At 54.5% G+C, this 18,161-nt stretch carries 12 protein-coding genes; 9 read left to right on the forward strand and 3 right to left on the reverse strand.

The window, feature by feature from the left end; genetic code table 11:
• Positions 1-97: 97 nt before the first annotated feature.
• A complete protein-coding gene (locus A1355_RS17440) occupies positions 98-5,578 on the reverse strand; it encodes a glutamate synthase-related protein (protein ID WP_064030529.1) in 5,481 nt (1,826 codons plus the stop codon).
• A 269-nt stretch (positions 5,579-5,847) separates the two neighbouring features.
• Between A1355_RS17440 and A1355_RS17445 the strand changes: the two genes are divergently transcribed.
• Positions 5,848-7,068 carry an FAD-dependent monooxygenase gene (locus A1355_RS17445; RefSeq protein ID WP_064030559.1) on the forward strand — a complete coding sequence of 407 codons (1,221 nt, stop codon included), beginning with the start codon at positions 5,848-5,850 and terminating at the stop codon, positions 7,066-7,068.
• 5 nt (positions 7,069-7,073) lie between these two features.
• Here the strand turns inward: A1355_RS17445 and glnD are convergent, their stop codons facing one another.
• Both glnD and map read right to left on the reverse strand, forming a co-directional pair.
• Positions 7,074-9,704, reverse strand: a complete 2,631-nt coding sequence (gene glnD / locus A1355_RS17450) for a [protein-PII] uridylyltransferase (protein ID WP_064030531.1) — start codon at positions 9,702-9,704, stop codon at positions 7,074-7,076.
• 5 nt (positions 9,705-9,709) lie between these two features.
• Positions 9,710-10,522 carry a type I methionyl aminopeptidase gene (gene map / locus A1355_RS17455; RefSeq protein WP_082885618.1) on the reverse strand — a complete coding sequence of 271 codons (813 nt, stop codon included), beginning with the start codon at positions 10,520-10,522 and terminating at the stop codon, positions 9,710-9,712.
• 216 nt (positions 10,523-10,738) lie between these two features.
• On the opposite strand from map, the gene rpsB reads away from it, so the two are divergent.
• The 8 genes from rpsB to rseP all read left to right on the forward strand — a co-directional run.
• Positions 10,739-11,482 carry a 30S ribosomal protein S2 gene (gene rpsB / locus A1355_RS17460; RefSeq protein ID WP_064030535.1) on the forward strand — a complete coding sequence of 248 codons (744 nt, stop codon included), beginning with the start codon at positions 10,739-10,741 and terminating at the stop codon, positions 11,480-11,482.
• A gap of 131 nt (positions 11,483-11,613) precedes the next feature.
• Positions 11,614-12,498: a translation elongation factor Ts gene (tsf, locus tag A1355_RS17465; protein WP_064030537.1), complete on the forward strand. Its 885-nt coding sequence runs from the start codon at positions 11,614-11,616 to the stop codon at positions 12,496-12,498.
• A 141-nt stretch (positions 12,499-12,639) separates the two neighbouring features.
• Positions 12,640-13,359 (forward strand): UMP kinase, encoded by a 720-nt coding sequence (gene pyrH, locus A1355_RS17470; RefSeq protein ID WP_064030539.1) that lies wholly within the window; start codon positions 12,640-12,642, stop codon positions 13,357-13,359.
• Positions 13,360-13,364: 5 nt separating this feature from the next.
• On the forward strand, positions 13,365-13,922 hold the full coding sequence (frr, locus tag A1355_RS17475) for a ribosome recycling factor (RefSeq protein WP_064030541.1): 558 nt from the start codon (positions 13,365-13,367) through the stop codon (positions 13,920-13,922).
• A 12-nt stretch (positions 13,923-13,934) separates the two neighbouring features.
• Positions 13,935-14,699, forward strand: coding sequence for an isoprenyl transferase (locus tag A1355_RS17480; protein WP_064030543.1), 765 nt, complete (start codon positions 13,935-13,937; stop codon positions 14,697-14,699).
• A 38-nt stretch (positions 14,700-14,737) separates the two neighbouring features.
• Positions 14,738-15,661, forward strand: a complete 924-nt coding sequence (locus A1355_RS17485; RefSeq protein ID WP_064030545.1) for a phosphatidate cytidylyltransferase — start codon at positions 14,738-14,740, stop codon at positions 15,659-15,661.
• Complete coding sequence (ispC, locus tag A1355_RS17490) at positions 15,658-16,842, forward strand: 1-deoxy-D-xylulose-5-phosphate reductoisomerase (protein WP_064030547.1); 1,185 nt, start codon at positions 15,658-15,660, stop codon at positions 16,840-16,842. The genes A1355_RS17485 and ispC overlap by 4 nt, the downstream gene beginning before the upstream one ends.
• A gap of 2 nt (positions 16,843-16,844) precedes the next feature.
• On the forward strand, positions 16,845-18,161 hold a 1,317-nt coding region (gene rseP / locus A1355_RS17495; protein ID WP_064030548.1), incomplete at its 3' end, for an RIP metalloprotease RseP.

Below are 18,161 nucleotides of genomic sequence, written 5' to 3' on the forward strand. Positions count from 1 at the left end.
TAAATCAACGTAGCTTGGATCGAGGGGAACGCTACCCGGCGCAAAGGCGAGATAGCCGGACTGCGGCCTAGGTTAACCTGGTCCACTTCGATTTCGGTTACGCTGCCTCGCATTCCAGCATGTTTTGGACGATGGTCAGGCTTTCCAGGCTGGCCAGGTTTTTGTCGACCGAAGGTAAGTTGACCAATGCCGCGCGATTGACACGGTCTTGCTCGATGATCCAGGCAGTCGAACCGATCGAGTAGATGCTTTGTACATCGCGCAGCATCAGCGTGGTCTTGTAATCGTTCAGGCGCTTTGCCGCCATCAATGCCGCTAATTGACCGTCGTCGTATTGACTATAGGCCTCGCGGATATTTTTGATCAGCGCGTCTTGTAACTTGCGTGGCCGTTCCATCACCAGCTTGCGGGCCTGTTGATCGACCTGTGCCGGCGTGGCGGTTTGCCCTGCTTTTTGGAGCTGGTCGCGGGCGATTTGTTGCGCCTTGTCGATGACAGCGTAGCTATTGATCAATTTCAAGGTCAATTCGCCGTCGGTTTCGCCGTAAGCGGGAATCGCACCATCGAACAGGGCTTTATCACGGGTATAAGCCTGTTTGATTTGCTCGATTTGCTGCTGGGCGAGGGCGACCGATAATTCCTCGATCATGGCCTTGCGATCCATCGATTTACTGAGAAACTCAGCAGTTTGGGTGCGATTCAACCACAACGGCAGCGCGAATTTGAAGTGCTGGCGCTCGTCTGCCCAATTGTTCAAAATCGTTTTCGCTTTTTCCGAACCGGTGTGTTCGATATGTTGTTCCAGCATGTACAGAACGAACTGTTCATGGCTGGCCGCGAGTTCACTGCCGTCGGTGAGGCCGTGGATAGACACGGACGTGGCGTCGTACAGGTCTTCCAGACGATTTTCCGGGTCGTATTGGTAGGCATTGCCGCCGGACATGCCGGTGCAGAAACCTTTGCCGAAGCCGCCTAAATTCAACACCGCGCCATTGATCATGTATTCGCAAGCGAAGTCGCCGACGCCTTCGACGACGGCCATCGCACCGGAGTTGCGCACCGCGAAGCGGTCGCCGGCCTCGCCGTTGATGAAGGTTTTGCCGCCGGATGCGCCGAATAACGCGAAATTGCCGATCAGCACGTTTTCGCCGGGCAGCTTAGACCCGCCACCGGGCGATTTGATGACGATAACTCCGCCGCACGCGGTTTTACCAACACCGTCGTTGCAGGTGCCGGTGTGTTCCATTCGCATGCCGTCGTTATTAAAGGCCGCATAGCTTTGGCCCGCGGAGCCGTGGGTACGGACGATGATCGTGTCGTCAGCTAGATAGCGGCGGCCGTGCTGGTTGGTGTAAACGATTTTGGAGGCGGCGACTTGCTCGGCGCTCATTTCGTAGGCCAAAAAGCGCTCCAGGTCGATCGCGGTTTGGCCACCGACGGTTTTATTGCGGTTGTTGAGTTTGAACTCGTCTCCTTCGATGACGATTTGTTTCAGTCCTTGCTGGAACAACGCGGTTTTGACTTGCGGGAAAATTCGGTCGTCGATGGCAAAGTCTTTTTCCAGATAGACCGGTTGGGCAATTTTGACTTCCCGTACTTCGGCCAGTAACTTCTGCAAATGAATTTGGCCGACCATGCTGGGATGGTCGATCAAATGCAGCAATTCGGTTTTACCGCGAATTTCTTTCAAGCTGGTGTAACCCAGGTCGGCGAGGATCTCGCGGACTTCATGGGCCAAATTCATAAAGAATTGCGCCAACACGCGCGGATCGCCCTTGAATTCTTCGTGCGCGGTAGTCAGGCCGGCCGGGCAGCGAATGTTGCAGTTTTTCGCCATCACACAGCGCAACATCATCAGCGCGGTCGTGCCGAACTCGAAGGAGTCGCCGCCGAGAATCGCGGATTTGACCACATCGGCGCCATTTTGGTGGGCGGCGCTACAACGCAAGATCACTTTATCGCGCAGGCCGTTGACGGCCAGCGCTTGATGCACTTCGGCAATGCCGATTTCCGGCGAACGGCCGGTGTTTTTCAGGCTGGTGACCGCCGCCGCGCCGGTGCCGCCAGTATTGCCGGCGACGTTGATGACGTCGGCACCGGCTTTGGCGACGCCGACCGCGATAGTGCCTATGCCTTCCGACGACACCAGTTTAACGACCACGCGGACGCGAGCGGCTTTGGCGTCGTGAATCAATTGGCCCAAGTCTTCGATGGAGTAGGTGTCGTGGTGGGGTGGCGGGCTGACCAACTCGACTTTGGGGGTGCCGCCGCGCAGTGCGGCGATTTCGACCGACACTTTCGGCGCGGGCAATTGACCGCCTTCGCCTGGTTTGGCCCCCTGGCCGATCTTGATTTCGATTTCTTCCAGATTAGGGTCGGCCAGATAGCCGGCCCAGACGCCAAAGCGGCCGGACGCAAACTGTTTGATTTTGCTGGAACGGAGGGTGCCGAAGCGGCTGGAATGTTCGCCGCCTTCGCCGGAGTTGCTCATGGCGCCGGCGATATTGGTGCCTTGGGCGACGGCTTCGTGAGCTTCGGCCAGCAAGGCGCCGTGACTCATCGCGCCGGAGGCGAACGTCGGAGTAATTTCGTGAGCCGGTTGGACTTGACTCAAATCCAGACGCTCGCGGGCAGTGCGGACGTTACTCAAATAGCGGTAGATCGAACTGTCGCCATCGTTGACCACTACTTTTAGCGTATCCGTTTCGATATTGATGCTGAAATCCTGGCTGGAGAAACGGGCTTTCAGATGTGCCGCTAGCGGTTCCAGACGGGCTTTACTGCTATTTTCAGTAAAATTAACATTGAAAACCGAATTATCTATTTGGTTGACTTTCAGGCCCCGAACCAGAAAATTGTTGTTGCCAAGCAGATTTTGGCTGCCCAATAGGCGATCGAATTCGGCTTGGGTGTCGGCGGCGCTGATGTCGACCGGAAACTCCATCACATCGCGCAACGCGGCGGGGCGATTGGCGCGTTCCAGCGTCAAATTGCGAGCGAAGCTGCGATACGCAGGGGTAATGCCGAAGGCGTCGATCTGCTCCGGCGTGCGTTTATCGTAGCCGAAATCGCGGTAAGCGGTGTCGCTCGCTTCGTTAGCCTGCTCCCGCGCTATATATAAAATAGGTTCGTCGGTCATCGCGATGTATTCGCGTACCGCGGTATTGCCGAAGGTGTGGCCGGCACCATCCTGACGTTCCTTGAACAGGCCCAGGAACGGAATGTCGTTCTCGCCTTGCACCGACAGCGCCTTGTGGTGCCATTCGGTGTTGCTGGCGGCGATGTCGGCGTAGCGCACGCCGCCGACCGACGAGTTGATGTTGGGGAAGTAGGCGTTCAGTTTCGGCTCGTCGGTGTCCAGATAGTTGGATTCGAAGAACTCGCCGCCAATGTAGCTTTCCACGGTGCACAATCCGAACTTGCCCATGGTTTTCATCAGCGATTTTTCGACGCCTTTCTGGAAGTTGTACAAGGCTTTCTTGCGGCCCGCCTCGTCGCCGTATTCGGTCATCACCCGGTTATGCACGCTGAGCGGACAAATCGCCGACGCGCCGAAGCCCAAGATCGTCGCGACGTCGTGCGGGCTGGCGGCTTGGCCGGTTTCCATGACGATAGACGAGTTGAAGCGCAAGCCTTGTTTGACCAGATGCTGATTGGCGGCGGCGATCATTAGCAGGGCTGGGATCGCTGCCTTGGTTTTGCCGATATTGGCATCGCTAAGGATGATGATGCCGGTATGGTTGCGCGCGGCCTGTTCCACTTGTTCGCACACCGCGAGCAGGGCTTGTTCCAGAGCCAGCTCGTTTTGGGCGGCATCGTCGAAATTCGGGGTGTACAGCGCGTCCAGGGTGACGGTTTTAACTTGGTTTTGCCGACGGATTTGCTCAAGCTGGGTGCGTTGCAGGATCGGCGAGTCGACCATCAATTGCTTGCTGGTCGGCGGCGCGAAGGTAGGTTTCGCACCCAGCGCGACGCGCAGGGTCATACCGTCGCTCTCGCGCAACGAATCCAACGGTGGGTTGGTGACCTGGGCGAAACGTTGGCTAAAATAGCGCGACATGCCGCCTTCGGCCGCGCTGAGCGCGTTCGGAGTCAGGCCGTAACCCATCGCGGACACTTTTTCCAAACCGGTTTGCAGTATCGGATCAAGCAGGAATTTGAAGCTTTCCTGATTCAGCGAATAGGCGGTATGGCGTTGATCAATGTTTAGTTCGTGGTCGTTGCCGATTTCGGACAATTCGACTTTCGGCAGTTCGTTCATGTGAGCGCACCGCTGGGCCAACAGGGCTTTGTAATCTTTCTGTTTCGCCAGGCGTTCCATGACCTGATGGCTGTTGTACGACTCGCCGGTGCCGTGATCGAAATACAGCATCCCGCCGGCTTCGATCCGGCCGCGGCGCAGAACTTGTTCCGGCGGGAAATCGATCTGACCGGCCTCCGACATCACCGCCAAATATTCTTGGGTTTCCACCGAACGTAACGGGCGTAGCCCGAGACGGTCGAGGCGAGCGCCGACACGGACGCCGTCATTGAAGATCAGTGCCGCCGGACCGTCGTTTTTCTCTTCGTACAAGCTGAAATATTCCAGCATCGCGCGCACGTCATCGGACAAAGTAGGGTCGTTTTCCCAGGCTGGCGGCATCATCGCCAGAATCGCGGTGACGATGTCGAGTTCGTCTTCGTTGATGCGGCGAGTCAGGGTTTGGTCGAGGCGGCCGGAATCGGACTGGCCGCACGGAAATACGATGTGTTTGTTATTTTGCCGGGCAATGGCGTTTTCACTGAGACGGTTTTTCTTGTCGGTATTCAACTCGCCGTTGTGGGCCATGTAGCGGAACGGCTGGGCCATCATCGTCGCCGGCGCGGTATTGGTCGAAAAGCGGGTGTGGAAAAACAGCGTGCTGATTTCGTGGTCGGCGTCGTATAGGTCGATAAAGTATGGGATAACTTCAAACGAATTCAGACGGCCTTTATAAACCTGGGTGCGCGAACTCATCGACAACGGATAAAATCCGCGCAATTCCGGGCGGCCGAAACCGTCAACTTCGATGGTCAGGAGCGCTTGCTGAATATGTTTTTCGAACAGCTCGTGGCTAGCATCCTTCAACGATGCGGGGCGGCCGAAAATCAGTTGTTTGATCGGTAGTTGAGCCTTGACAGAGGCTGTATTCAAGACCGAATGGTCGACCGGCACCTCACGCCACTTGATGACCGGCAGATCGAATTCCTTCAGATGTTCTTCGACCAGTTTTTGTGCTTCGGAATCGTAATGGGCGTGATCTTCCGGGAAGAAGAAGTTGGCGACGCCGAATTGACCCAGTTCCAGCGTTGCATCGCCGGTGACCTTGCGGAAAAACTTCAAAGACAGGTCGATATTCACGCCGGCGCCGTCGCCGATGCCCTCGGCGCTCATGCCGCCGCGATGCGGGATCGTGCATAAGGCCTCGTGCGACTTCAGCAATAACTCGTGAGTCTGTTTGCTATCCTTGCGCGTGATGAAGCCCACGCCGCAACTGTCTTGCGATAAGTCCGCGTCGTAGAGCATGAATGTGTTGTTTTTCTGGGCGTGTGTATTCATAGCTATCCAGATCCTGTCTTCCTGATTAATGAACCACCCGAAGTGGCCTGCCGGCAGGTTTATGGTTTTTAAATCGACCGCGTGATAGAGTCACTATATTTGAGAAGTTCGCTTTGCGCTAGTCGTCGCAACCAGTTCTCGTTGGCCAAGGTGGCTTTCGGTTGGTGAAACTTTCCAATGATACCATGCGCGCTAGAGCCTGTCATTCCTGGGGCCGGCCAAGCCGGCTTCAAATCCATTGCATAAACGGCAACACACTATAAAAAATGATGAAACAACAATACGATGTAGTAATTGTGGGTGGCGGAATGGTGGGTGCGGCGGTCGCCTGCTGTCTGGGCGGTAGCGCCTTGAAGGTGGCTCTGCTCGAAAACCGTTTGCCGGAACCGTTTGCGCCGGAACAACCGCACGATTTAAGAGTGTCTGCGTTGAGTATTGCGTCCAAAACCATACTCGAGATGGTGGGCGCTTGGCAGGGTATCGAGTCCAAGCGATGCTGCCCTTTTCAGCGCATGCGCGTTTGGGAAACAGCGGGCGACACCACCTTCAACAGTAAGGATATCAATGCGTCGGAGTTGGGTTACATTGTCGAAAATCGCGTCACCCAGTTGGCCTTGCTGGAGCGCTTGCCGGGTTTCGCCAATATCGAGCTGCTCGCGCCGTGTTCGATCGAGGCTATCGACTATCTAGCAGGCCGGACGGAATTGACGTTGGCCGATGGCACCAAAATCGCCACAAACATGTTGGTCGGGGCCGATGGAGGTCATTCCAGGGTTAGGCAAGCGGTTGGGCTTGGGGTCACCAGTTGGGATTATAACCAGCATGCGCTGGTGATCTACGTCGAGACTCAATATCCCCAACAAGATATCACCTGGCAACGCTTTGTCCCGTCCGGACCGCAAGCGTTCCTGCCCCTGACCGGCCATTTTGCTTCTCTGGTTTGGTATAACTCGCCCGACGAAGTTAAGCGTTTGCAGGCATTGCCCGTCGAAGAGTTGAAGCGCGAACTGACGGGTGCCTTCCCGGATTGTCTCGGGGAAATCCAGCGAGTGTTGGGTGTCGCCAGTTTTCCGTTACGGCGCCAACATGCACAGCATTACTTCAAGCAAGGCGTCGCCTTGGTGGGCGATGCCGCGCACATGATCAATCCCCTGGCGGGTCAAGGCGTCAATATCGGTTTGTTGGATGCCGCCGCGCTGGCCGAAGTGCTGATCGAAGCCGGCAAACAGGGCAAGGCGATCGGCGATTCGGCCGTATTGCAGCGCTATGAACGGATGCGCCGTAACGAAAATCTGAAAATGATGACGGTGATGGATGTGTTTTATCAATCGTTTAGCAACGACATCTTGCCTTTAAAGGTTTTACGTAATTTGGGCCTCGGGTTGGCGCAACGTATCTCTCCGGCTCGGAATAAGGTGATGAGGGCGGCGATGGGATTGGATGGTCGGCTGCCAAAATTGGCTCGCGGCGAACGTTTGTTATTGGGTTAGCGCATTTAGCCGCTCAGTAGTTGCAGTATGGTATCGCGCAACGCTTGTCGCTGGTGCTGATCGGTAATGGGCGTGCCGTCCAGTGCGCTAATGTAAAACATATCCTCGGCTCGGCTGCCTATTGTGGTGATTTTCGCGTCGTGCAGCTGGATGTTTTGTTCGGTAAAGGCGCGGCCGATGGTCGATAGCAAACCGGCTCTGTCGGTTGTCACCAATTCCAGTATCGTATGCTTATGCGACGGATTTTCCAGATAGGTCAGCGTGGTTTTGATTGGGAAGTGCTTGGCTTGCCGCGATTGCTTGTGGATGTTTTTAGATGATTTGACGGTCTTGGTTAGCAGTCCGTGACGTAATGATGTGCAGATATGCACCTCCCGGTGCAAATCGGTAATCGGTTTGCCGGACTGTTCCAGGACTTGAAAGCTGTTCAGGACGTATTGGTCGGCGGTTGTGATGATCCGCGCGTCGAGGATGGTGAGGCCTAATTGATCGAGCGTCGCGGTGCAGATCGAAAAAATCTGAACTTCGTTGCGGGCGTACACGAAGATTTCCGCGCTGCCGCGCAGGGTTTGCGGGCGCAACAGCACCAGGGGCAATTCGTGGTCGTGGCAGGCAGCAATCGCGACCGTATGCCAAGCGATTTCGTCGCCGGAGTATCGTAAAAAATAATCGTCGCTGACGTGTTGCCAAGAACGTTCTATCGATGTCGGCGATAAACCGAGCTTTATCAATTCCTCTCGGGCTTCCTTGCGGTTTTCCTCGAGGCGTTCCGATCTGGCCATCGGATTGAGCAGACCGCGATGCAGCGCCTGATGTGTCGAAATATACAGTTCTTTTAGTAACGCGTCTTTCCAGGCATTCCAAAGGCTGGGATTGGTCGCCCTAATGTCGGCCACGGTCAGCAGATACAGGTAGTTCAGGTATTCGATGCTGCCGACATGCAGCGCGAAGTCGTGAATGATGTCGGGATCGCTGATGTCCTTGCGCTGCGCGGTCATGGACATCAGCAAATGGTTGCGAACCAGCCAAGTGATGATCTTGGTGTCTGAGCTGGGCAGCTCGTGCTGTTGGCAAAACTGGCGGGCGATGGTTTCGCCCAATGTCGAATGGTCTCCGCCGCGACCTTTGGCGATGTCGTGAAACAACGCGGCGATATACAAAATTTCCGGCTTGGAAATCAGCAGGAAAATATTGTTGCAAAACGGTAATTCCTTGTTGTGCTTGGCCAGCGAAAAGCGGCGCAGGTTACGAATCACGAACAGCGTATGCTCGTCGACCGTGTAGATATGAAACAAGTCGTACTGCATGCGGGCAACAATATTGGCGAAGTCCGGCAAGTAGGCCGCCAGTATCCCATAGCGGTTCATACGCTTGAGCTGGTGGGTGATGCCGCGCGGTTGTCGCAGTATGTCCATAAACAAACGGTTGGCGCGCTTGTTTTGCCGGAATTCTTCGTCGATCAAGGGCAAGCTTTTTCGGATTAACCGTATCGTGCTGGCGCGGATACCTTTTAGCGACGGCGATTGTTGCAAAATCAAGAATATTTCCAGTAACGCCAGCGGTTGTTTTTGAAAAACATCTTTGTTGGAGGCCTCCAGGTAGCCGTCGATCGACGAAAAATTCGCGGTAATCGGGATCGGATTCAAGCTTTCCTTGTTGCTGATCAGTTTTTCGTTGAGCAATTGCAACAGCATTTCGTTGAGTCGCTCGATATCGACGACGGTCTTGAAGAAAAATTGCATGAATTGCTCGACATCCGGCTGGTCGTTCGCGTCGAAATAGCCGAGTTGGGCGGCGAGCTCGCGTTGATAATCGAACAGCAAACGGTCTTCGCAGCGGCCGGTCAGGTTGTGCAACGCAAATCGTAAACGCCAGAGTATGTCGCGGGCAGTGATCAGATTGTCGTATTCGGATTTGGGTAGAAAGCCGTATTTGATGAGTTCGCGTAGCGACGCGGCTTTGTAGTGGTGTTTGAATACCCAACTGATGACTTGCAGATCCCGCAGGCCTCCGGGGCCTTCCTTGATGTTGGGTTCAAGATTGTAAGCGGTGTCGTGAAACTTGGCGTAGCGGCGTTCTTGTTCGCTGAGTTTGGCCGGAAAGAATTTTTCGGACGGCCAGAGCGTGTCGGAATTTACTTGCTGTTTCAAGGTTTCGAATAACGTTGTGCTGCCAGCGATCAGACGCATCTCCAGCAAGCTGGTAAACACGGTTTGGTCGGCTGCCGCGGCTTGTAGACATTCGGCAACGCTGCGGGTGCTTAGTCCGGGTTTTAGGCCAATGTCCCAAAGGAAGTTGGCAAACCCGGCGACGGCTTCCCGATAATCTTCGGCACAAGCAGGGTCCAGTAGTACCAATATATCGATGTCTGAGTAGGGGAACAGTTCGCCGCGCCCGTAACCGCCGGTCGCCACCAAGCCGTGGTGAGTATCGCAAGCTCCCATGAAGTGCTTCCAGCAGGCTTGCAGCAAGTTGTCGATGAAATGGGCTTTCTCGGTCAGTAGTCCGGTGGTTGCTTTGTCGGGATTGAAGCGAAGCTTTAAATGTGCGTTTTCCTTGGCGATGGCGCTTTTGAACGAGGCAACCGGATTCTCTTCGCCGAAACAACTCAGAAAGTCGTTTTCGGAAAACCACATGCCTTTCACAGCTCTTCTTGCCTCAGGGTGAGTATTTCGTGGCCGGTTTCGGTGACCAGAATCGTGTGTTCCCATTGTGCTGAAAGGCTGTGATCCTTGGTGACTGCGGTCCAGCCGTCACCGAGGATTTTCATGTGGCGCTTGCCGAGGTTGATCATCGGCTCTATCGTGAAAATCATGCCTGGCTCGAACATCGCACCTTCGCCCTGCTTACCGAAATGCATGACGTGGGGTTCTTCGTGAAATTGTTTGCCGATGCCGTGCCCGCAGAACTCTCTGACCACCGAATAACGATGGGCCTCCGCATGTTTTTGAATCGAATGCCCAATGTCTCCAAAATGCTTGCCGGGGCGGACTTCGGCAATCCCCAGCATCAGGCATTCGCGCGTGACGTCCACCAGGCGCTTGGCGTGCGGGCTGACATCGCCGATGCAAAACATTTTGCTGGTGTCGCCATGGTAGCCATCCTTGATGACCGTGATATCGACATTGACGATGTCACCGTTTTTTAGTTTCTTTTCGCTCGGAATGCCGTGGCAGATTTGGTGATTGACCGACGTGCAGATCGATTTCGGAAAGCCGCGATAATTCAGTGGTGCCGGTACGGCGTGTTGAACGTCCACGATGTAATCATGGCAAATTTTATCGAGTGCTTCGGTGGTCACGCCGGCAACGACATGCGGTGCAATCATTTCCAGTACTTCGGCGGCTAATTTTCCGGCCACGCGCATTTTGGCGATTTCGTCGGCGTTCTTAATGCTGATAGTCATTCGAGGGTTGTAATGGTTGAAAAAACAAGGAGCTGCGCTGGATCGCATCGCGGAGTGCGCCGCTAAGGCAGCGCAGTCTAGCAGGTTTAAGCTTGTTGGGAAAACGCGATCATGGTATAAAGGTAAGTTCACCAAGTAACCAATACTCACACTTATCGACACGATCGGTGGGGTGCTCGCCTTTTTAGAAAAGTCGGGTCACCGGTCGGGATCAGTGGAGGCGTAACCCAACGCCGAATTATTCGGCAATTTTAGGAGAAGTAAATGGCAGCAGTGTCAATGCGTCAAATGCTGGAAGCGGGTGTGCACTTCGGTCACCAAACCCGTTACTGGAACCCCAAAATGGCTTCATATTTGTTTGGAGCTCGTAACAAAATTCATATCATCAATCTGGAACACACCTTGCCGTTGTTCAACGATGCGATGAACTATTTAGGTCAAATGACCGCTAATAAAGGTACCATATTGTTCGTGGGTACCAAAAAAGCTGCCCGTAAAGTCGTGGCTGAAGAAGCGGCGCGTTGCGGCATGCCTTATGTCAACCATCGGTGGTTGGGCGGCATGTTGACCAACTTCAAGACCATTAAGAAATCGATCAATCGCTTGAAGGAACTGGAAGCGATGAAAGCCGACGGCACACTGTATCAACGCTTCAGCAAAAAAGAAGCCCTGGGCATGGAGCGCGAGCTGGATAAACTGGAGCGTAGCTTGGGCGGTATTAAGGATATGCGCGGCATACCCGATGCGATTTTCGTTTTGGATGTCGGATACGAAAAAAATGCCATTATGGAAGCCAAGAAATTGGGCATTCCCGTGGTTGGCGTTGTCGATTCGAACAACTCTCCAGACAACATTGATTACGTCATTCCCGGTAATGACGATTCGATACGCGCCGTTACCTTGTATTGCCAAAGTGCGGCCGCGGCGATTTTGGAAGCTAAAGCCTTGCGGATGGATGCCGGCGGCAAGTCCGACGACTTCGTCGAAGAAGTCGTAGCGGAAGCGTAAGCAAACTTTCGATAGTGTCCGGCCCTGTCGCCGGACCCTCCCGGGTGCTTGATTTGCGTCCGGTACCGTATGTCTTTTAAACGCCTCCTTAGTGAGGCGTTTTTTTAGTTAATAAACTTGAGGAAATAACGATGAGTATAAGTGCGGCGATGGTCAAGGAACTGCGTGAGCGTACCGGTTCCGGCATGATGGAATGCAAGAAGGCCCTGGTCGAGGCCAACGGCGATATGGAATTGGCAGTCGAAAACATGCGTAAGGCAGGTTTGGCCAAGGCCGATAAAAAGTCCGGCCGTATCGCGGCCGAAGGCATTATCGGCGTCAAAGTCTCCGAAGACGGCAAAACCGTGGTGATGGCCGACGTCAACTGCGAAACCGATTTCGTGGCCAAGGGTGAAGACTTTATTGGATTCACCAGCGATGTGGTCAACAGCTTGCTGAACAGCAATGTCAATAGCGACGAAGATTTGCAAGCCATGTTGTTGAGTACGGGCGTCAGCTTGGACGAAACCCGGCGGGCATTGATCGCCAAAATTGGCGAAAACATCACCGTGCGCCGTTTTGTCAAATACACCACCACCGATGGCGGTCAAGCGGCTTATCTGCACGGTAGCAAAATCGGCGTTATCGTCGAGTTGGCAAAAGCGGATGCCGAATTGGGAAAAGACATTGCGATGCATATTGCCGCCAGCAAGCCGATTTGCATTTCCGCCGATCAAGTTGCACAGGAAACCCTTGAAAAAGAGAAAGAAATTTTCTTGGCGCAGCAAGAAGAGAAAATCAAAGGTAAGCCGGCGGACATCGTGGAAAAAATGGTTTCAGGTCGCATTAACAAGTTTTTGTCGGAAATTACGTTGCAAGGCCAAGCCTTTATTAAGGACGACAGCAAATCCGTCGGCCAACTTTTGAAAGAGAAAGGCAATTCGGCGGTACGCTTCGCTCGTTTCGAAGTTGGCGAAGGCATCGAGAAGAAAGAAGAAGATTTCGCGGCCGAGGTTATGGCGCAAGTTAGAGGCTAGGCCGCGCCGAGGCGGAAACCGGCACCGAGCCAAGAACGGTTTCCGCCCGAACTTACGCTTAGTTCGCGCGTCGAGGGGACTCGACGCGGTTATGTTCTACAATTCGTTGCTTTAACTGAAACTCCCGACGGACGTTCGATTATGAATCAAATGATTTGCCAAAGAATTTTGCTGAAGTTGAGCGGCGAAGCCCTAATGAGCGAGAAGGGCGGCAGTATCGATCCGGATATCGTCCAACGCTTAGCCCTCGAAGTGAAGGATTTATGCGACGCCGGCGTGCAAGTGGGGCTGGTAATTGGCGGCGGCAATATTCTGCGCGGCGGCGAAAAGGCGTCGGAATCCCTGAATCGGGTGACCGGCGATCAAATGGGTATGTTGGCAACCGTGATCAATGCCTTGGCGATGCAGGACGCTCTTGAATACCTGGGTCAGCCGGTGCGGGTGATGACGGCGTTGAAAATTAATCAGGTCTGCGAGGATTACATCCGGCGCCGGGCCGTGCGTCATCTTGAAAAAGGCCGGGTGGCGATTTTCGCGGCCGGTACCGGCAACCCGTTTTTTACCACCGATACCGCGGCCAGTCTGCGCGCGATCGAAATCGACGCCGATTTGATGATCAAGGCGACCAAGGTCAAGGGTGTGTATTCCGCCGATCCCAACAAGGTGGCCGATGCGGTTTTTTACCCGCGTTTGACCTACGACGAAGCCATAGACCAGCGTTTGAACGTGATGGATACCACGGCTTTGGTCTTATGCCGGGACAACAATTTACCCATGCGGGTCATGAATGTTTTTGAGCCGGGAGCGGTGATGCGCCTGATGCGCGGCGAAGACATCGGCTCTCTAATCGTGAGGAATTAATAACAATGATCAGCGATATTCAACAAGATGCCGCGAGCCGAATGGTGAAGAGCATAGAGGCTTTGCAGAAAGCCTTCAGTAAAATTCGGACCGGGCGGGCGCATCCCAGCCTGCTGGATCAAATCAGCGTGTCTTATTACGGTTCGGAATCGCCGCTGTCCCAAGTGGCCAACGTCACCGTCGAAGACGCGCGTACCCTGAAAGTCGTACCCTGGGAAAAAAGCATGGTCGGCGCTATTGAAAAAGCCATATTGTCGTCTGGATTGGGATTGAATCCCGCCACTCAAGGTACGGTGATACGCTTGCCGTTGCCGGCCCTGACCGAAGAACGCCGCCGCGATCTGGTGAAGATCGTCAAAAACGAAGCCGAACAAGGACGGGTGGCGATACGCAACATCCGTCGAGACGCCAATGCGGCGGTCAAGGACGCGTTGAAGGAAAAGCTGATTTCAGAGGATGACGCTCGTCAGGCCGAAGATAAAATTCAAAAGCTCACCGATCAATACATCAAGGAAGTGGAAAAGCATCTTGAAGAGAAAGAAGCCGACCTGCTTTCGATGTAATCGGGAGGTGAAATGACTGCTGTCAGCAACGAAAAAACGGTCGTGGATAATGGTAATCCCCGTCATATAGCCATCATTATGGACGGCAACGGCCGTTGGGCGCAGAAGCGGATGATGCCTAGAATCATGGGGCATCACGCCGGTGTCAAGGCGGTCAGAAAAATCGTCGAATATTGCGCGAAACAGCACATTGAAGTGCTCTCGCTGTTCGCGTTCAGTAGCGAGAACTGGCGCCGGCCGCAGGACGAAGTCAGTTTGCTGATGGAATTGTTCATGGCGACGCTGCAATCGGAAGTCGACAAACTGGACAAGAACAACATCCGCTTGAAAATCATCGGCGACAAGCACGCCTTTCCCGAGAAACTGCAACAAAAGATCGCCGCAGCCGAGCAGCAGACCTCTCGGAATACCGGTTTGACCCTGCTGATAGCCGCCAATTACGGCGGACGCTGGGATATTACCCAAGCCGCGCGTAAAATAGCCGCCGACGTTTTGGCCGGCGTCATTCAAGTGTCCGACGTGACTGAAGAGTTGGTCGATAGTCATCTAATGACCGCCGGCTTGCCGGAGCCGGATTTGTTTATTCGCACCGGCGGGGAAGAGCGCATCAGCAACTTTCTGCTGTGGCAATCGGCCTATACCGAATTTTATTTTACCGACGCCTTATGGCCGGATTTCGATCAGGCCTCGCTCGATAAAGCGATCGCCAGCTTCAAGGGCAGGCAACGTCGCTTCGGGCACACTGGCGAGCAGGTCATTGCTCAAAAAGTGCGCTAGGGATTTTTCCATAACCATAAGTATAAGAAAATCAGCTCATGTTATTGAAACGCGTTTTAACCGCCTCGGTGTTGGCGGCACTGGTCATTGTTGCCGTCTTCAAATTACCTGCCCTATTGTTTTCGTTATTTATTGCCATCATTACCTTTATCGCCGCTTGGGAATGGCTGGCGTTGACCGGCGTCGATAGCCTGGGGCGTAAGCTATTGTTTTTCGGCGCAATGCTCGTGCCGATGTTCGGCGTCACTTATTGGACCGAATTGCTGGAGTTGCTCAGCGAAGCGATGGAGTGGCCGGAAATCAAAGATTATTCCGATGTGTTGGAATGGTTGGTGTTCGCGCCGGTGTTGTTTTGGATTCTGACCATGGTGCTGATACGCCAGACTGGGCCGCAGCTATTGACGGCCCAATTTTCGCCGCGCCTGCAAGCCTTCCTGGGCTGGTTGGTGTTGATGTCGGCCTGGATGTTCCTGAGCAAACTGCGCGCCTATTACGGGTCCGGCATGGTGATCTACTTATTGTTGTTGATCTGGGCCGCCGATATTTCCGCTTATTTCGCCGGAAAAAAATGGGGCACCGACAAATTGGCGCCGGAGATCAGCCCCGGCAAAACCATACAAGGCATGTACGGTGCGTTGGTCTCGGCGGTAGTCTGTGGAATCGGCTTCTTTATTTACGGTAAAACCATTTCCACCGAATCGGCGCAAGCCCAGGAAGGCATGATGCAGTTCCTGGACGAATTGGTGTTTTTCGATATGTTGATGCTGTCGGTATTCACCGTTTTGATCTCGATCTATGGCGATTTGTTTTTCAGTTTGGTCAAACGCCGCAAGGGCGTCAAGGATAGCGGCAGCTTGTTGCCGGGCCACGGTGGCGTGCTCGACCGGATAGACAGCATCGTCGCCGCGACACCGTTCTTCTATGCGGGTATTTTATTGATCGGCCGGATTTTTTACTCATGAAAGGTATTTGCATACTGGGCGCGACCGGTTCTATTGGCGTCAGCACGCTGGATGTCGTCGCGCGGCATTCCGATCAATATCGCGTCGTCGCGCTGACCGCCAACGGCAACATCGAAGCACTGTATCAGCAATGTCTGGTGCATAAGCCTGATTACGCGGTCGTCGCCAACCCGGCCAATGCCGACGCGTTTAAAGCCAAAATCGCCGGGTCGCCGATCGCCGACATGACCGTGCTGGCCGGCGCCGAGGCGCTGGAAACCGTGGCAACGCTGGATAGCGTCGACGCGGTCATGGCCGCGATCGTCGGCGCGGCCGGTTTGTTGCCGACGCTGGCGGCCGCCAAGGCCGGAAAAACCGTGTTATTGGCGAACAAGGAAGCCTTGGTGATGTCCGGGCAGATTTTTATGCAAGCGATCGCCGACTCCGGTGCGACGCTGTTGCCGATCGATAGCGAACATAACGCCATTTTTCAATGCATGCCGGCCGGTTACGCGACCGGGCATACCGCCAAGCAAGCCCGACGTATTTTGTTGACCGCGTCCGGCGGACCGTTTCGGCAAACGCCGATCGCCGATCTGGATGCCGTCACGCCCGAACAGGCGGTAGCGCATCCCAAATGGGATATGGGCCGGAAAATCTCGGTCGATTCGGCGACGATGATGAATAAAGGGTTGGAGCTGATCGAAGCTTGTTTGCTGTTTAACATGGACCCGGATGCGATCCAAGTCGTAATACATCCGCAAAGCATCATCCATTCGATGGTCGATTACGTCGACGGTTCGGTATTGGCGCAAATGGGCAACCCGGACATGCGTACGCCGATCGCCTACGCGATGGCGTGGCCGGAACGCTTCGATTCCGGCGTCGCGCCGCTGAATATCTTCGAGGTTAAGCACATGGACTTCGAACAGCCCGATTTAAACCGCTTCCCCTGCCTACGCCTGGCTTACGAAGCGATCAAGGCCGGCGGTATCATGCCGACCGTGTTGAATGCCGCCAACGAAGTCGCGGTCGACGCGTTCTTGAACGAAAGAATCAAGTTCACCGATATCGCCAAAGTTATCGAGCGCGGCATGGCGAGGTTTCAAGCGGACAGCGCCGATAGTTTGGAACTGATCCTGCGGGCCGACAGTCAAGCAAGGCAAGTCGCTAACGACATCATTGCCGAATTGACCGCCTAACCATGGATACTCTGCACACCGTCTTTTATTTCATCGTCGCTATCGCGGTTCTGGTCGCATTTCACGAATTCGGTCATTTCTGGGTGGCGCGTAAAGTCGGTGTCAAAGTGATTCGTTTTTCCATCGGTTTCGGCAAGCCACTTTGGACTTGGCGTAAATCGCCCCATGACACCGAGTTCGTCGTTGCCGCCGTGCCGTTGGGCGGCTACGTCAAAATGGTCGACGAGCGCGAAGGCGAGGTGAGTCCCGAGGATTTACCCTATGCGTTTAACCGTCAACCCTTGTGGGCCAGAACAGCGGTTGTCGCGGCCGGCCCGTTGGCTAACCTGTCGCTGGCCGTGGTTTTGTTTTGGACCGTGCTGGTGCTGGGCGAAGTCGGCGTTAGACCTGTGATTGGCGGTGTCGAAGCGGATTCCTTGGCGGCCGCTGCCGGTTTCACGGCTGGCGAAGAAATCGTCGGCGTGGCCGGCAAGGACACCCCGACCTGGATGGATGCCTTGGATGCCGTGCTATCGTTGGCCATCGACGGTCAGACGCAAATCGATGTCGCGGTCAAAACCAGCGACGATAGCCGGCAGGTCAGACAGTTGCAATTACAGCCCAGCGACGTCGACTCTCCGGAAGTGTTACACAAACGCCTGGGCCTAAAGCCGTGGATGCCGGTCGTCAAGCCGGTAGTGGGTAAACTGCTTGAAGACGGTGTCGCCAAGCAGGCCGGTTTGTTGAGCGGCGATCTGATCCTTAGCGCCGATGGCAATCCGATCGGCGAATGGCAACAGTGGGTTGATTATGTGCAGGCTAGACCGGATCAACCGATCAAGTTGCTGATAGAGCGCGACAACGTAACTCTGCCATTGACGCTAACGCCGCGCCGCGAACATCAGGAGGACGGCCGGGAGATCGGCAAGATCGGCGCGGGCGTCTACATTCCGAAGGAATTGAGCGATTCGGTATTGGTCAAGTCGTCTAAAAGCCCCTGGGAAGCGGTGCCGTTGGCCTTGGAGCGGACCTGGTTTTACGCGACCGCGACGCTGAAAATGATGGGCAAAATGTTGGTGGGTTCGGCTTCGGTCGATAATTTGAGCGGTCCGATCAGTATTGCCCAATATGCCGGTCAGTCGGCGGAAATGGGCCTAACGGCATTTTTGAAATTTCTCGGTTTGGTCAGCGTCAGCTTGGGCGTCCTCAATCTGTTGCCGGTACCGGTGCTGGATGGTGGCCACCTGCTGTTTTATCTGGTCGAAGCCCTGCGCGGGCGGCCGTTGCCGGACAAGATCCAAATGTATTTTCAACAAGTCGGCATGTTTTTACTAATGATG

It is taken from the genome of Methylomonas koyamae, from assembly GCF_001644025.1.
Lineage (GTDB): Bacteria > Pseudomonadota > Gammaproteobacteria > Methylococcales > Methylomonadaceae > Methylomonas > Methylomonas koyamae_A.

What these genes read in the sequence shown, in the direction of transcription:
- ispC (WP_064030547.1), top strand. Translation starts at nt 15,658, where the DNA reads ATGAAAGGTATTTGCATACTGGGCGCGACCGGTTCTATTGGCGTCAGC.
- A1355_RS17440 (WP_064030529.1), bottom strand. Translation starts at nt 5,578, where the DNA reads ATGAATACACACGCCCAGAAAAACAACACATTCATGCTCTACGACGCG.
- A1355_RS17445 (WP_064030559.1), top strand. Translation starts at nt 5,848, where the DNA reads ATGAAACAACAATACGATGTAGTAATTGTGGGTGGCGGAATGGTGGGT.
- rpsB (WP_064030535.1), top strand. Translation starts at nt 10,739, where the DNA reads ATGGCAGCAGTGTCAATGCGTCAAATGCTGGAAGCGGGTGTGCACTTC.
- A1355_RS17480 (WP_064030543.1), top strand. Translation starts at nt 13,935, where the DNA reads ATGACTGCTGTCAGCAACGAAAAAACGGTCGTGGATAATGGTAATCCC.
- tsf (WP_064030537.1), top strand. Translation starts at nt 11,614, where the DNA reads ATGAGTATAAGTGCGGCGATGGTCAAGGAACTGCGTGAGCGTACCGGT.
- A1355_RS17485 (WP_064030545.1), top strand. Translation starts at nt 14,738, where the DNA reads ATGTTATTGAAACGCGTTTTAACCGCCTCGGTGTTGGCGGCACTGGTC.
- map (WP_082885618.1), bottom strand. Translation starts at nt 10,522, where the DNA reads ATGCGATCCAGCGCAGCTCCTTGTTTTTTCAACCATTACAACCCTCGA.
- frr (WP_064030541.1), top strand. Translation starts at nt 13,365, where the DNA reads ATGATCAGCGATATTCAACAAGATGCCGCGAGCCGAATGGTGAAGAGC.
- pyrH (WP_064030539.1), top strand. Translation starts at nt 12,640, where the DNA reads ATGAATCAAATGATTTGCCAAAGAATTTTGCTGAAGTTGAGCGGCGAA.
- glnD (WP_064030531.1), bottom strand. Translation starts at nt 9,704, where the DNA reads ATGTGGTTTTCCGAAAACGACTTTCTGAGTTGTTTCGGCGAAGAGAAT.